The 14,480-nt window shown below is 52.2% G+C and carries 15 protein-coding genes and 1 tRNA gene; 10 read left to right on the top strand and 6 right to left on the bottom strand.

Features of this window, described 5'->3' with window-relative positions; genetic code table 11:
- The 3 genes from HQL76_12920 to HQL76_12910 all read left to right on the top strand — a co-directional run.
- Nucleotides 1–752, top strand: a 752-nt coding sequence (locus tag HQL76_12920; protein ID MBF0110066.1) for a PD-(D/E)XK nuclease family transposase, incomplete at its 5' end; no start/stop codon positions are given.
- Nucleotides 753–1,308: 556 nt separating this feature from the next.
- Nucleotides 1,309–1,722, top strand: a complete 414-nt coding sequence (locus HQL76_12915) for a nucleotidyltransferase substrate binding protein (GenBank protein ID MBF0110065.1) — start codon at nucleotides 1,309–1,311, stop codon at nucleotides 1,720–1,722.
- The gene (locus HQL76_12910) at nucleotides 1,719–2,033 is read left to right on the top strand and encodes a nucleotidyltransferase domain-containing protein (GenBank protein ID MBF0110064.1); all 315 of its coding nucleotides are present in this window, start codon (nucleotides 1,719–1,721) and stop codon (nucleotides 2,031–2,033) included. Before HQL76_12915 ends, HQL76_12910 begins: the two co-directional genes overlap by 4 nt.
- Nucleotides 2,034–2,055: 22 nt before the next feature.
- On the opposite strand, the gene HQL76_12905 is transcribed toward HQL76_12910, so the two are convergent.
- The gene (locus HQL76_12905) at nucleotides 2,056–2,352 is read right to left on the bottom strand and encodes a YciI family protein (GenBank protein MBF0110063.1); all 297 of its coding nucleotides are present in this window, start codon (nucleotides 2,350–2,352) and stop codon (nucleotides 2,056–2,058) included.
- A 164-nt stretch (nucleotides 2,353–2,516) separates the two neighbouring features.
- Between HQL76_12905 and prfB the strand changes: the two genes are divergently transcribed.
- The 7 genes from prfB (at nucleotide 2,517) to HQL76_12870 (ending at nucleotide 9,861) form a co-directional block, all read left to right on the top strand.
- Nucleotides 2,517–3,618 (top strand): peptide chain release factor 2 gene (gene prfB / locus HQL76_12900; protein ID MBF0110062.1). Its coding sequence is split into 2 segments (ribosomal slippage): nucleotides 2,517–2,585 and nucleotides 2,587–3,618, totalling 1,101 coding nucleotides; the frame shifts between segments, so codons are not numbered across the junction.
- A gap of 51 nt (nucleotides 3,619–3,669) precedes the next feature.
- The gene (gene lysS, locus HQL76_12895) at nucleotides 3,670–5,163 is read left to right on the top strand and encodes a lysine--tRNA ligase (protein MBF0110061.1); all 1,494 of its coding nucleotides are present in this window, start codon (nucleotides 3,670–3,672) and stop codon (nucleotides 5,161–5,163) included.
- 5 nt (nucleotides 5,164–5,168) lie between these two features.
- Entirely contained in the window at nucleotides 5,169–6,416 is a 1,248-nt protein-coding gene (locus HQL76_12890; GenBank protein MBF0110060.1) for a lipoprotein-releasing ABC transporter permease subunit, read from the top strand.
- Nucleotides 6,409–7,125: an ABC transporter ATP-binding protein gene (locus tag HQL76_12885; protein ID MBF0110059.1), complete on the top strand. Its 717-nt coding sequence runs from the start codon at nucleotides 6,409–6,411 to the stop codon at nucleotides 7,123–7,125. Before HQL76_12890 ends, HQL76_12885 begins: the two co-directional genes overlap by 8 nt.
- Nucleotides 7,126–7,154: 29 nt before the next feature.
- Nucleotides 7,155–7,829, top strand: a complete 675-nt coding sequence (locus HQL76_12880) for a site-2 protease family protein (protein ID MBF0110058.1) — start codon at nucleotides 7,155–7,157, stop codon at nucleotides 7,827–7,829.
- 157 nt (nucleotides 7,830–7,986) lie between these two features.
- Nucleotides 7,987–8,061 (top strand) — tRNA-Val (locus tag HQL76_12875).
- A gap of 174 nt (nucleotides 8,062–8,235) precedes the next feature.
- Nucleotides 8,236–9,861, top strand: a complete 1,626-nt coding sequence (locus HQL76_12870) for a glycosyltransferase family 39 protein (protein ID MBF0110057.1) — start codon at nucleotides 8,236–8,238, stop codon at nucleotides 9,859–9,861.
- A 66-nt stretch (nucleotides 9,862–9,927) separates the two neighbouring features.
- Here the strand turns inward: HQL76_12870 and HQL76_12865 are convergent, their stop codons facing one another.
- From HQL76_12865 to HQL76_12845, 5 genes are all read right to left on the bottom strand, one after another.
- Nucleotides 9,928–10,665 carry an SDR family oxidoreductase gene (locus HQL76_12865; protein ID MBF0110056.1) on the bottom strand — a complete coding sequence of 246 codons (738 nt, stop codon included), beginning with the start codon at nucleotides 10,663–10,665 and terminating at the stop codon, nucleotides 9,928–9,930.
- Nucleotides 10,662–12,104, bottom strand: a complete 1,443-nt coding sequence (locus tag HQL76_12860; GenBank protein MBF0110055.1) for an FAD-binding oxidoreductase — start codon at nucleotides 12,102–12,104, stop codon at nucleotides 10,662–10,664. Before HQL76_12860 ends, HQL76_12865 begins: the two co-directional genes overlap by 4 nt.
- Nucleotides 12,038–13,522, bottom strand: a complete 1,485-nt coding sequence (locus HQL76_12855) for a glycosyltransferase (GenBank protein ID MBF0110054.1) — start codon at nucleotides 13,520–13,522, stop codon at nucleotides 12,038–12,040. Before HQL76_12855 ends, HQL76_12860 begins: the two co-directional genes overlap by 67 nt.
- Before the next feature lie 163 nt (nucleotides 13,523–13,685).
- Nucleotides 13,686–14,015: a type II toxin-antitoxin system HicB family antitoxin gene (locus tag HQL76_12850; protein MBF0110053.1), complete on the bottom strand. Its 330-nt coding sequence runs from the start codon at nucleotides 14,013–14,015 to the stop codon at nucleotides 13,686–13,688.
- Nucleotides 14,016–14,234: 219 nt separating this feature from the next.
- Nucleotides 14,235–14,480, bottom strand: coding sequence for a hypothetical protein (locus HQL76_12845; protein MBF0110052.1), 246 nt, complete (start codon nucleotides 14,478–14,480; stop codon nucleotides 14,235–14,237).

Here is a 14,480-nt window from a genome sequence, read left to right as displayed (position 1 = left end):
ATCTCAAGATCAAAAACACCCGGGATGAGATTGTCATCGTTGAATTGCAATATGAACGTGAGTGGGACTATCTACAGAGGTTACTCTTCAGCACCGCCAAGGCCATCACCGAACACATGACGGAAGGAAAACCTTACGCCAGTGTCATCAAGGTCATCACCATCAGCATTCTCTATTTTGATCTGGGGCACGGCAGCGATTATGTTTATGTAGGCAACACTTCTTTCAGGGGGTTGCACACCCAGGAAGAACTGGCTTTGGACGAGGGGCAGAAGGCATTGTTTCAACGCCCTTCGGTAGCCGCTATTTTCCCAGAGCACTATTTGATCAAGGTGAGAAATTTTGATGATGTCGCCCGCGACACCCTGGACGAGTGGGTCTATTTTTTGAAAAATTCCGATATCCGTGATGATTTTACGGCTCGTGGACTGAAAAAAGCAAAAGAAAAACTTGACATCCTGCAATTGCCAGAGACAGAGCGCAAGGCCTACGAACGTTATCAGGAAGAACTGCATGACCAGGCAAGCTTTGTACTCTCCACCTATGGTGCTGGTCAATGGGAAGGACGGCAGGAAGGACGGCAGGAAGGCGAGGCCAAAATATTAACTCGCCAGCTACAACGCCGCTTTGGCGATCTGCCCGCATGGGCTAACGAAAAAATAGCCATGGCCGAACCGCCTTTATTGGAGGAATGGAGCCTTCGTATCTTCGATGCCCAGTCCTTGGGCGATGTTTTCTCGGACAAGACGTGACAACGTTTTCCAAGAAAAGTTTGCGCAGATTTCCGGTAACCAATCGATACAAGGCGAACCTTATCTTCCTTGGCCCTGGACATGGTTCTGACCATATCGGAAAATATTTTTTATTATCAATGTCGTGAACATTTCCAACACGCTCAATCGACAACCGAAACGGATTCGGAATTTTTCCATGCTGCACTACAACATAAATGGAGAATGTTCCGTTTTCGGTATCATTTGCTCCGGGGAAACGATGAAGGACTGAATTGAGTATGGTGTCCATGGAATCCAGATTGCGGTAGGAAAATGAATATACTGTCCCCGGGATTCCGGTTGTCCCCGGGATTCCGTCGTCGGCGGGTTGGTCCTTTCCCAATGGCTGACCCTGTACATCACCCCGGTGATTTTTCTCTATCTCGAAAAAATCCGTCCCTACATTGATCCCAGATTGCGCATCGGGGACAATCGGACGGATACTGCAACATCATGAAAACTCATTCCATACCGGAACATTTCCCGGTAACACCCAAAAAACAATGCCCGGTTACATGGCCAATGGGAAAGGCACATGGAAGACATCCGTTGGAAACAGCGTTTCGACAACTTTGACCGTGCCTTCGTATTGTTGCGGGAGGTACAGGACCGGGGCATGGCATCACTTTCGCGACTCGAAAAAGAGGGAGCGATCCAACGCTTCGAGTTCGCTTTCGAGTTGGCATGGAAAACCCTTAAGGATTATCTGGAAAGCCAGGGAGTCGTGATCAAGGAGGCGACACCCCGCAAGGTGCTCAAGGAAGCGTTTTCCGTGGGTATTCTGGATGACGCCCAGGTGTGGATGGACATCCTGCACCATCGAAATTTGCTTTCCCACACGTATGATTTCCAGATTTTCGACGAAGCCCTGACACAGGTTTCCGAACGTTATTTCGTGGCGTTCGACCATCTGCATGAGTTTTTCCTGATGCGGTCGGTGGCGTCATGACCGACACAGGCTTGAGCGTGCGGGAGATTGCCTTGATGCGCACGGTGTTCCGGCAAGTGCCGGAGATTCGAGAGGTGATTGTTTTTGGCTCCCGCGCCAAGGGCAACTTTCGACCCCATTCGGATGTGGATCTGGCCCTGGTGGGTATGGCGGACGGGCTCAGTGCCGAAGCGGTGGCCGAAGCCCTGGACCAGCTGCCCATTCCCTACACGTTCGATGTCAAAGCCTTCGATGGCATACGTTATCCGCCACTTCTGGAACACATTCGTCGGGTTGGCGTGCCCATCTACCGGCAAGAGGAACACGGATGATCCACGGAACGGATCCGTCCCCTCATCCAGCTGCGGGACCGAAAACCTTCTTGAATGGTTTGACCGCGACAGAGGAATAGACCCCGGCTTGAATATAGGGATCGGCGTCGGCCCATCGTTGCGCCTCCTCCAGAGAAGAAAAATCGGCGACGATCAAACTTCCCGTGAACCCCTCCCCCGCCTCGCGGGGAAACGGTCCCGCCACAAGCAGCCGCCCCGCCCGCTGCAACGATTCAAGCCGCTCCAGATGGGCCGGACGTACCGAAAGACGCTTTTGCAGACTGTCGGGAACATCCTCTCCGATGATGGCATACAGCATCTTGATGACTCCTTTCGTAATGGCTCGTAAAATGGAGTGTAGGGATGGCGTTCCTTTTTTTCAAGAGCGCAGGATGACGAAACACGGCAAGAAATGATAGACTCCGTCACGCACAATGGTAGGAGGTCAAGATTGGCTCATGTCAAGACGAAACGGCGATCATCATGGATGAAAATATTGAAAAAATCTTCGACGCCATCCAGGAGAAGCTGGTTCTCCTAAGGGGGCATCTTTGACTACGAAAACGGAAAGAAACGGCTTGAAGAGGTCCAGGCACTGAGCGAAGACCCGTCGTTGTGGAACAAACCCGATCAGGCACGCATCCTGATGCAGGAAAAAAGCCGCCTTGAAAAAACCATCGGCGAATGGGAAAGCCTGGGACGGGAACTCGCCGACAACCGGGAACTTTTCACCCTCGCCAGCGCCGAATCGGACCAGTCGGTCCAGGAGGAAATCCATCAAGCGGCCCGAGACCTTCTCGCCCGGGTGGAAAACCTTGAACTGAAACGAATGCTTTCCGAAGAGGCGGACATCAACAATGCCTTTCTGGAAATCCATCCCGGAGCGGGTGGCACCGAATCCCAGGACTGGGCCGAGATGCTCCTGCGCATGTACCTGCGCTGGTGCGAAACGCATGGATATGCCACGGAGATCCAGGATTATCAGGCAGGAGAGGAAGCGGGATGCAAATCGGTCAGTGTCCGCATCGAAGGTGAGTTCGCCTATGGCTATCTGAAGACCGAGGGTGGCGTTCACCGCCTGGTTCGGATCAGCCCATTTGATGCCGCCGCCCGGCGCCATACCTCCTTCTGCTCGGTGTACGTCTATCCCGAAATCGATGATTCCATCACCGTGGAGCTTTTCGACAAGGATATGCGCATCGACACCTTCCGCGCCTCGGGAGCGGGAGGACAGCATGTCAACAAGACCTCCTCCGCCATCCGCATCACCCATTATCCCACCGGCATCGTCGTTCAATGTCAAAGCGGTCGGTCGCAGCATCGCAACAAGGACGAGGCCATGAAAATGCTCCGGGCGCGGCTGTATCAACTGGAACTGGACAAACGTCAGGCCGAGGCCCAGGCGATCAATGATGCCAAGAGCGACATCGGCTGGGGCCATCAGATCCGCTCCTACGTCCTGCATCCCTACCGGATGGTCAAGGATCTCAGGACCAACGTCGAAAAAAGCAATGCCGACGCCGTTCTGGATGGCAACCTTGATGAGTTTATCCGTGCCGCACTGGCGCAAAGGATCTCCGGCTGATCCGTCCAACCCCGATCAAGCGGACCGATTTATTTTACAAAAGGGAAGTCCATGTCCAAGGAAGAAAACGCCCAGATTCTCGTGCGCCGGGAAAAACTCGCGACGCTTGTTCAGATGGGCATCGAACCCTATCCCAACGAATTCCGGCCACAACAATCACTGGCCGAGGTCCTGTCCCGGCATGGTCCGGAGCAAAACAGCGAAACCCTGGCCGCCACCCAGGTCCGTGTCGCCGGACGGATCATCCTTTATCGTCATTTTGGCAAACTGGTCTTCGCCACACTGCGCGATGCCACCGCCGACATGCAGGTCGCTGTACAGCGCGACGAAGTGGGAGAACAACTGTATGCCCAGGTCTTCCGCAAATTCGATGTCGGCGATTGGATCGGGGTCGAAGGGGCGATGTTTCGCACCAAAACCGGTGAATTGACGGTACGGGTGGCCCGATTTCAACTGTTGGCCAAGGGACTGCGGCCACTGCCCGAAAAATGGCATGGCCTTGAAGACATCGAAACCCGCTACCGCCAACGCTATCTGGACCTGATCGTCAATCCCGAAGTCCGGACCCTGTTCAAGAAACGTTCCCGCATCATGCGCATCCTGCGCGACCGCATGGAAGAACAAGGGTTTCTGGAGGTCGAAACACCCATGATGCACCCCATCCCGGGAGGTGCCGTGGCAAGGCCGTTCGTCACCCATCACAATGCCCTCGACCGCAACCTGTACCTGAGGATCGCCCCCGAACTGTATCTGAAAAGGCTGATCGTCGGTGGATTCGACAAGGTGTTCGAAATCAACCGCAACTTTCGCAATGAAGGTCTATCGACCCGGCACAATCCTGAATTCACCATGATGGAATTCTACCAGGCCTTCACCGATTATGATGAACTGATGTCCTTCATCGAACGTTTGATTGGCCAGGTTGTCGCCGAGGTCAATGATTCAAGCCTTGTGGTCGAACATCAGGGGCGCCGAATCGATTTCACCCCTCCCTGGCCGCGGCTGACCCTGGGCGAAGCATTGGTGCGCCACGCGGGCGTCAGCGCCGATCAGGTCACAAGCCGCGACGGTTTGATGGAATTGGCGGCCCGATTCGGTCTGGATACGACGAAGGAATGGGACGAGGGCGTTCTTCTGTTGGAACTGTTCGAGGAAGCCGTCGAGGAAAAACTGATTCAACCGACCTTCATCAAGGATTACCCGGTTTCCGTGTCCCCCCTGTCGCGGCGCTCCGTGCATAACCCCCTGGTCGCGGAACGATTCGAACTGTTCATCGGTGGCTGGGAGATTGCCAACGCCTTCTCGGAATTGAACGATCCCCAGGACCAGGCGGAACGTTTCCATTCCCAGGTGCGCGCCAAGGATGCGGGCGATCTGGAGGCCATGCACTTCGATGATGATTACATCCGCGCCCTGGAATACGGAATGCCCCCGACCGGCGGCGCGGGGATTGGGATCGATCGCCTGGTGATGCTCCTGACCGATTCCGCCGCGATTCGCGATGTCATCCTGTTTCCGCAGATGCGCTCCAGGGATTCAGGGTAGATGCCATGCGTATTCATCGTTATGAATGGTTCATTGGGCTACGCTATCTCCGGGCCAAACGGTCGCAGCACTTCATTTCGGTCATCACCTTTCTTTCCATGGGAGGGATCGCCCTGGGCGTCGCGGCATTGATCGTGGTATTGGCGGTGATGACCGGATTTCGGGAAGAATTGCAAAAACAGATTCTTGGTGTGACGGGACAAATCAATATCCGTTCCTATTCGGGATCGATCACCCGCTATCCCCCCCTTCTGGAAAAGGTCCGCGCCCATCCACGAATCACCGGAGCGGCGCCATTCATCGCCGCTCATGCCATGATTCAAGGGGCGAGAACCTCCCTGGGAGCGGCCCTGAGAGGGATCGATCCCACTTTTGAAAAAAATGTTTCCGCCCTCCACCGCAACCTGATCCATGGCCGACTGGAAGATCTGGCCGCGTTCGGAATCATACTCGGCAAGAACCTGGCATTGAATCTTGGCGTCGAACCGGGAGACCACGTCGCCGTCATCACCTCCGCGGGCAATGTCACCGCCATGGGCACTCTGCCACGAATGAAGCGGTTCAAGGTGGTGGGATTGTTCGATTCGGGAATGCATGAATACGATTCGTCCCTGGCCTACATCCATCTCGAAGATGCCCAAACCCTCATGAGGATGCAATCCGATGAGGTCAGCGGCATCGACCTCATGACCCCCGACGCCAATCTGGCTTTCGAAATCGGCCATGAATTGTCCCGTCAACTGGATCCAACCTTCGTCGTGCAGGATTGGATGCAGATGAACCGCAACTTCTTCAAGGCATTACAGGTCGAAAAGGCCACCATGTTCACCATCCTGTTTCTTGTCGTGGTCGTTGCCGCCTTCAACATCATTTCCTCCCTGATCATGGTGGTGATGGAAAAAGGAAAAGAGATTGCCATTCTGAAAACCATGGGGGCGACCTCGGCGGGCATCATCGCCATTTTCCTGATCAACGGCGGGGTCATCGGGATTACCGGAACCTTGTCGGGAATGGGATTGGGATTGCTTCTGGCCTTCAATCTGGAGGCGGTTTTGGGACAGATCGAAAAAATATTTTCGATCCAAATCCTTCATGGCGATGTCTACTACATCGATCATGTCCCCTCGGTCGTTCTGTGGAATGATGTCGGCTGGATCGTCGCCATCAGCCTGCTCTTGAGCCTCGGCGCCGCCTTGTATCCCGCGTGGCGCGCGGCGGGGGTCGATCCGGTGGAGTCCTTGCGCTATGAATGATCATCCCCTCCTGGAGGCCCAGGGATTGACCAAAAGCTTTTCCTCGGGATCACGTCTGACCGAGGTGTTGAAAGGAGTGGACCTGACACTTCATTCCGGAGAGATGTCTGCCCTGTTGGGGGTTTCGGGTTCGGGAAAAAGCACCTTGATTCAAATTCTCGGATCCCTTGATCGTCCCACAAGTGGTCACGTTTTTCTCGATGGCGTGGATGTGTTCTCCCTGGGATCCAGGGAATTGTCACGACACCGCAATCGAAAAATCGGCTTCATCTATCAATTTCACCGACTGCTGCCCGAGTTTTCCGCCATCGAAAATGTCGCCATGCCGTTGTTGATCGGACGCCTGCCCCGGAACCAGTCCCTGGCGCGGGCGGAAGAATCCCTTTCCCAGGTGGGACTCACCCACCGACTGCACCATCGTCCGGGTCAACTCTCCGGTGGGGAGCAGCAACGGGTCGCCATCGCCCGAGCCATCGTCACCAACCCCGTGCTGTTGCTGGCGGACGAACCGACGGGCAATCTGGATCAGGCAACGGCAACGCAGGTCTTCTCACTCTTGAAGACCCTCAACCGGACCATGAGCCTGACCTGCCTCATGGTAACGCACAATGGTGATCTGGCCAAACAGTCGGACCGTTGTTTCCATCTTGAAAACGGTAACCTGGTCATCGACCGCGACAAGATTCCCGCAAACATTCCCGACCGGTAATGGTTCGAAGTTTCTCGGAGAACTGCATCATGATGACCACCAGCCAGATCATCACGGGAATCATCACCTGGGCCCCAGGGATCGTCCTTGCCGTAACCCTCCACGAATGGGCCCACGGCTTCGCCGCCACCCGATTCGGCGACCCGACCCCTGCCGCCTATGGACGTTTGACCCTCAATCCACTACCCCACATCGATTGGCTCTGGAGCATCGTCATTCCGGTCGTCATGCTGGTCACGACACTGGCAACGACCGGGCATCCGATCGTCTTTGGCGGGGCCAAACCGGTCCCGATCAATCCGGGAAACTTTTCCCCGAACTCCTTCCGTCTCGCCCTTCTCTCGGTGGCAATTGCGGGACCGGTCATGAATGTCCTCCTGGCGACCATCTGTGCCCTCCTGTTTCGGATGGTCTTTTTCCTCCCCCCCTTCATGATCGATCCCCTCGCCTCGATGCTGATGGCGGCCATTCAAATGAATGTGCTGCTCGCTGTTTTCAACATGCTTCCCGTCCCCCCCCTCGATGGTGGCCGGGTGACCACGGCGATCCTTCCCTTTCCGCTCAACCGCAAGCTGGCCCGGATGGAAAAATTCGGCCTGCCGATCATCATCATTCTTGCGTTTTCGGGCAGCCTTGGCCCCCTCCTCCAAACCCCCATGCACTGGTCCCTGACCTTCTTCTACTGGCTCGCCGGACTGGACTGAACAATGAACATCAAACTTCCTCGCGCCCGGATCACGTTTTTCCATTGACTTTAAGACCTGAAACGTTAGAATCTGTGCGGATAACGGCGTTCGGATACCATGGCAATTCATGCTGCGACAGAGTCTGATTCGACCCATGCTTCGGGCGGATCACAGCGGGCGGTTAGCTCAGTGGGAGAGCACTACCTTGACACGGTAGGGGTCAGAAGTTCAACTCTTCTACCGCCCACCATCTTGTCCTGGAAATTGCGTCAAATACCTTCTTCGTTAAGCTCCGTCACTCCAGATTTTCTGCCGCCAACATAGCCATATGGACATCCGGAAATTGTATATGCCCTGGTGGATTGGTTTGCGGTCACATGCCTGAATCATTCCTGGTCGTCAATCATATTGGAGCAGGCCATTAATGAGCCTTCGAAAGATCATTTTTTTCGCTGTATTTTCGGGGTTGTTTTGCTTATCGACAGCCATAAAATTTATCGGAATCGATGATCCTTTTTTTGGGGCCCACCAATTCAGGCAACTTCATACGCTATCCAATATCGATTCCTATGAAGATCATGATGTTGATTTTCTTAAGTACAAAATAAATTATGAACCGTGGCCTTCCAACAAACTTTACGAGGCACCCCTGTTTCAATATTCCATGTTCTTGCTGTCGAAGTATACTGGCGAAACGCTGATCACCTCACGAACGGTTAATATATTCTTTGGGATTATTACATCATTATTTGTCTTTTATATCGGAAGAATCTTATTTAATACTGTGGTGGGATTATATGGCACATTATTTTACTTGGTGTCGCCAATCAGCCTGTTATTCCATCCATCGGTTCTCCCGGACATCTTATCGGCACTCTGTGGGACGGTCGCTTTCTTTCTTCTTGTCCAGATTACTCGCGGTGACAACCATAAAGTAACAGTCTTTCTGTATATATTGACAGGTTCCATGGCAGCAATGATCAAGGCTGTCTATTTGTTTCCTGTCACGTTATTCTTTCTTTTTCATTTTTTCCAGTCTATCAAGAGGGACAATTTTCTTGGATCGGTTGTGGATTATTTTAAATACAATTATTTGGTTGTATTATACACATCTATTATTTTTCTTTCTCTCGTTGCATGGATTGCCGTGACCATCCTCCATGATGGGAATTCCATGGTCCTCCTCCACGCTGGAAAAATCGAGCCCAATGCCCTCAAATTAATCAAGACACTCCTTTCCAGGATCCTGCTGGATCTCGGAAATCCCTTCGTATTCCTATTATATTCAATTGGGATTCTATCACTCATCAAGATAAAGAAATCCCCTGAGAATCTTGTTCTTCTGACCATTGTACCAGTGTATTACTTCATGTTTCCAATAAACTACCCCCATGAATACTACTCCGTTATCCTCGTACCCTTTTTTGCCACGGTTGCCGGGTGTGGTGCGCACGATGTCGAAAGACTTCTGGAAACGAATCATCTAATCAAGAGCGGCTCAAATATTCGTGTTATTTTTGTCACGATGGCGGCGTTTGTTTCCTTCTTCCTGTTTTTCAAAGACAACATATTTAGCATTTTTTCTTCATCAAAAAGATACCATGAAATATCCCAGAAGGTAGGGAATATCCTTGAGAAGCATCAGTACGCCTATCTTTTTATGAATAGCGATGCAAAATTTCCCGATGACGACCCGTTTTACAAAGCCACGGATTTCATGGCCCGAATTACCAAGAGGAAGTTTCTATCCAGTGAATGGAACCTGGATTCCAATAAAGAAGCGCGGAAAGAAATTTTGATACAGAATTATTATGGAAGGGAACCGGCGATCATGTATGCCCTTGGACAGTATGGTGGGGTTAATGTCGTTGAGGAAGCCGGAGTTGGAAATGCCCTTGATGTCCTGGGAGATGAACTCTATGCCCATTATAGATATATCATCTTTTATAAATTTGATCGTTCCGCAACCATGGAAAAATTTCTTAAACAAAATTGCTGCAAGCGTATTATCGAGTCAGACGACTGGTTGGTTTACGATACAAAATCCTGATTTCACTTGTTGACCCGAAGCAATTCCAAACACATCCTGGATTCGGATCCATCTCATGGGTGAAAATTATAGGGAAAGGCGTTTGAACAGCCACTCTGGAAGATGCTGAATCACCCACATAATCCAGCGCCAAAACCATGGGGTATAACAAATCTCCCTCTTCGAGACAACCGCTTCATGGATGTCCCGGGCGACCTGTTCGGGTTGGGCCCACAACAGCCCCTTACTGTAGGAAGCTGTCATGGGTGTATCCACAAAACCCGGTTTGATCGTAACCACCGTAACCCCCGAGGCGTGCAACCGATTGCGTAAACCTTGGAGAAAAGTCGAAACCATCGCCTTGGCAGCGCCGTAAACATAATTGCTCTGCCGACCCCTGTCTCCAGCAACTGACGAAATGACGGCAATGGTACCATGTCCTTGGGCTTCAAAATGGTTTGCGCCATGTGTGAGCAGAGAGAGAATACTCAAGGCATTGGTTTCCAAGGCCTGACGTGTCGCTGTCCACGAAGCCTGGCACTGCTTCTGATCTGGAAGCAGTCCATGGGCCACCAATAGCGTATCCAGCCCACCCAATGCCTGAGCAGCCTGTTTGACCAATGCCGCATGACCTTCCGTGGCGTTGGCATCCTGAACGACGGTTATCACACGTCCCGCACCTCGAAGTGCCAAATCTGCGGATATGCTTTCCAGTTTTTCCCTGTTGCGTGCCACCAGGAACAGATAGTCCCCATCCTGAGCAAACAATCGGTTTGTTGCTTGGGCAATGGCCGATGTAGCTCCCATGACCAGTATCTTCCTCATGGATTCCCCCCACGGATGCGCCGCCAAAATTGCGATGAAAATCGGGGATCGATAAATTCCCGAAATCGATCCGTTTTCGGATAGTAGTCGTGAAAAGCCTCAGGACTCATGCGGGCATCCTTGGCCGGATAGACCGCTCCACCAGCCTGTCTGACGATTCCATCCAGTTTGGATAGAAGCTCCAATGTTCGCGGTCCAGGATTAGGAAAATCAATGGCAAGGGTAACACCCGGACGGGGAAAAGAAAGCAGCCCCACAGAGGAAACCGCGCCGAAAATCTTGAGAACTGCAATCAGGGAACCCAACCGCGTTGCCGCAATACGAGATAAAATCTCCTTCATGGCATCGCGACCATGTGCAGTTGGAACAACACATTGGTATTGCAGAAACCCACCACGACCATAAACACGGTTCCAATGCAAAATACCGTCCAACGGATAAAAGAAAGGGCGATAATGAATTGTTGAATAGCCATCCTTGCGAATGGGCTTATGGTAATAAAATTTGTTGAATAACGATACGGTCCATGGATTAACCAATGAAAATGGTAACGTTACCGGAAAACTGGGTTGCAGCGCGGGTTGCGCAACCTGGCGATGGGAATCGGTGAAAAAACCTGCATGATTTCCCCGAGTCAGAACACCCCGTCCCAGATTTGCTCCCGTTGCATGCCCATCGACCCAGGCCAGAGTATATTCATAATCCTGATCGGAATCGACAGAGATGGCAAAGAAGTCATCCAGATGGGAAAAACGGATGACTTGCTGATGAATCAAGGGATTGGCTATGGGGCGGAGACGCAGTTCGGCCCATAATATCAACCCTGTAAGCCCCAGACCACCAATAGTTGCCTCAAACCAGGAACGATTTTCCGTTGGCGAACAGATCAATCTCTGACCATCGGAACGCAACAGTTCCAAGCGCAGCACCTGATTGCCAAAACTTCCTGCCCGGTGATGGTTTTTCCCATGGACATCATTGGCGATGGCTCCACCGATGGTGATGAACCGGGTCCCCGGGGTAACGATGGGAAACCAGCCTCTGGGCACGGTCATCTCCATCAGCTCCCCAAGCAACACCCCCGATTCGCAAATAATGGTCCCCTGGAGATGGTCGAAGTGAAGAAACCGATCCATGGACCGGGTACCCACAAGAATTCCCCCGCCATTGAGACACACGTCCCCCTGGGAACGACCGTTACCAAAAGGAAGCACCTTTGATTCCGGATACCTTGCCAATTGTACAAGAAGGTCTTGGCCCCAATACAGGGGAACACCCGTCTGAGGGGTAGAGGGGTAGCCACCCCAGCTTTTATAGTGCAACAACCTTGACGATCTCCTGGTAATTGATAAACCTCGTTTGACTTGAAAGTTTATGGATAGACCGTTCCGAAAGCTCTGGAAAACCGCTTCCTCAGCGTCAGCACCAACATGCGCCATGCGGTTTTTGATACCCCCAGGATTCCTCGCGAGTGCTTTGATTCGCCGGAGACCCGGCGAAAGTAACTGACCGGAATCTCGATAACTCTTTTATTATTTCTAATAAATTCGATCATCATCTCTGGAGAAAATTCCGGCCCCTGACCGACAAAATTATGTTTGATTTCCTCATAACGATTTCTCCAAAAAGTGCGATAGGTACATCCCACATCCGTAATGCGGGGTTCGCCATTGAACCACCACAGAAACTCAATCCCTTTGGCGGCCAGCACGTTGCCAAAACGCAGCCAACCATTCATGTTGGCCCCCTGGCAGATCATCTGGCGTGTTGTGCGCGTCCCGAGAACCATGTCACAGTCTTTAATATATTCGTACATTTTTGACAGGTCCTGGGATCGGAATGTAGCATCGGCCTCCACAAAGGTCACAATATGGCCCGTGCTTGCCTCCACTCCCTGTCGCAAAGCATCGCCATAGCCACGAAACGGTCCTCTCAACAGGATCAGTGCGCAGGCACAGCGATCGCGAAATCCTTCAACTTTTTCCACCGTACCATCGGAACTGCCACCATCCGCTACGACAATCTCATCGACACACTCATGGAAATTGTTCAACACGAAGAGAATGGACTCGTTTTCGTTATACGTTGGGATAACCAGACTCTTTCTGGTTTCGTCGAAAACATGGCGGCGGGCAAGAAACTGAGCAAAATGCCAATCATCGGTTGTATTGATATTGACGTACAAGCCTGTCAACATATGGCCAATGACGTGCCTCTCCTGAGCGAAAAAAGAAATCGCGTCAATAAATTCGCGGTTTCCAGTGCGTTCATTGACATGTACATTTCTGAAATATTCGAATATTTCTTTGCTGAGCACGAATGTTCCCAAACCCAGCATGTCATTGTTGACAGTTTGTGGTTTTTCTACCAGATAAGAGACCCGGTTGCCATTCGGGGCCAGATTGATGGAGAAGGAACTGGATATGTCCTCATGGCTGTAATGGTGGATGTAGGTAACCACGCCATCAATCGTTGCGTAGTCCAGAGGCAAAAGGGTTTCATGATTGCAGTTCAGGTAAAACCCATCACTCAACAGCAGGACAAAATGGCCTCTGACGTGTGGCTCGGCGAGCAATAGCGCTTCCACCAACCCCTTGTCCACATCGGTATAGAGATATTCAATCCTGACGCCGAAAGGTTCGCCATCTCCAAGAAACTTTTGGACTTCATCTCCATGATGCCCGATAATGATGATGATTCGGCGAATTCCCAGGCGATCCCGGACAATCTCGATATTTTCCTGAAGAACCGGTTTTCCATCGATGGGCAGAAGAACCTTGATCAGATTCCGGTCCTTGCGTTTTGCCGTGACACGAGAACCCCTCCCACCCGCAGGAATCACGGCGCAATCGATCATAATCACTATCTCCTGTCCGTCGATTTCTGTCCATCCACAAGGTGTCGGCGAATATGTCGGCTTCTTGTTCTTCCCTGCAAGAACCCAAAAAACTGCCCACAGGTCCGAGAGTGTTTTTTGTACCTCTCATTACCATGCCTGGTCAAGAGTTTCGCTTCCATATTCAGCGCATGGCTTGCAGCGCTGCCCTCGTCAGAAAACTGGAACGGGTTTCCCCGTGGGTCCGGGCATACTGGTCGATGCGCACCAGGGCCGGTTCCGGGATGGTGATGTTGACCCGTCTGACCCTGCCCGAAATTTTGCCCATGTCCACCGACACCAGCACCCACACGGCCCCCGCAAAATCCGGGTTGGCCTGATGCTCTTCCAAAGAACGGGGATCGGGGAGGACCGCGCCATCCAGCAATAAGCCTTCCACATGGGTTTGAATGGCCTCCACAGCCATGGTGGCGGCTTCGTCCAGGGTCAATCCGGCGGAAAAACATCCGGGCAGGTGGGAACGGTCACTCCGTAGTCGGAGTCCGAATCCTTGTGATCCGATAGTCCCCAGCGCGAATGCGCCAAGTGTCGGGCAGTCCTGATAGTTTCTTGGCTCCCTGTGGACGAGGATTTGATTCCAGGCTTACCGCCTTTTTGATAACCCGTTTCCGTGTTGTCGGGTCCAGATTGCGCAGTTGCCGACGGGCAATGTCATCCCAAACCACCGCGTAGGTCATGGCAACTCTTCCCTGGCCAAACCATATTCTTTCAATATTTCATCCATGGTAACTGCCGTGCCAGGATTGCGACGGTATTCCTCTAATGCCTTCCGTGCGTCTTCGGTGTCCTGTCGGTCTTCCAGTTCCTCCAAGTAACGCCGGATGGTCACAATGACGCATTCAGGCAAGGTTTTTCCGTTCGCCTCAGCCATCAACCGGAACTCTTCCGCCAAGTCATCGGGCAGGGTGATGGTCAACAT

The organism is Magnetococcales bacterium, from assembly GCA_015228815.1.
GTDB lineage: Bacteria > Pseudomonadota > Magnetococcia > Magnetococcales > UBA8363 > UBA8363.
The sequence above is the reverse complement of the archived record's forward strand: the minus strand, read 5'-3'. Positions and strand labels throughout refer to the sequence as shown.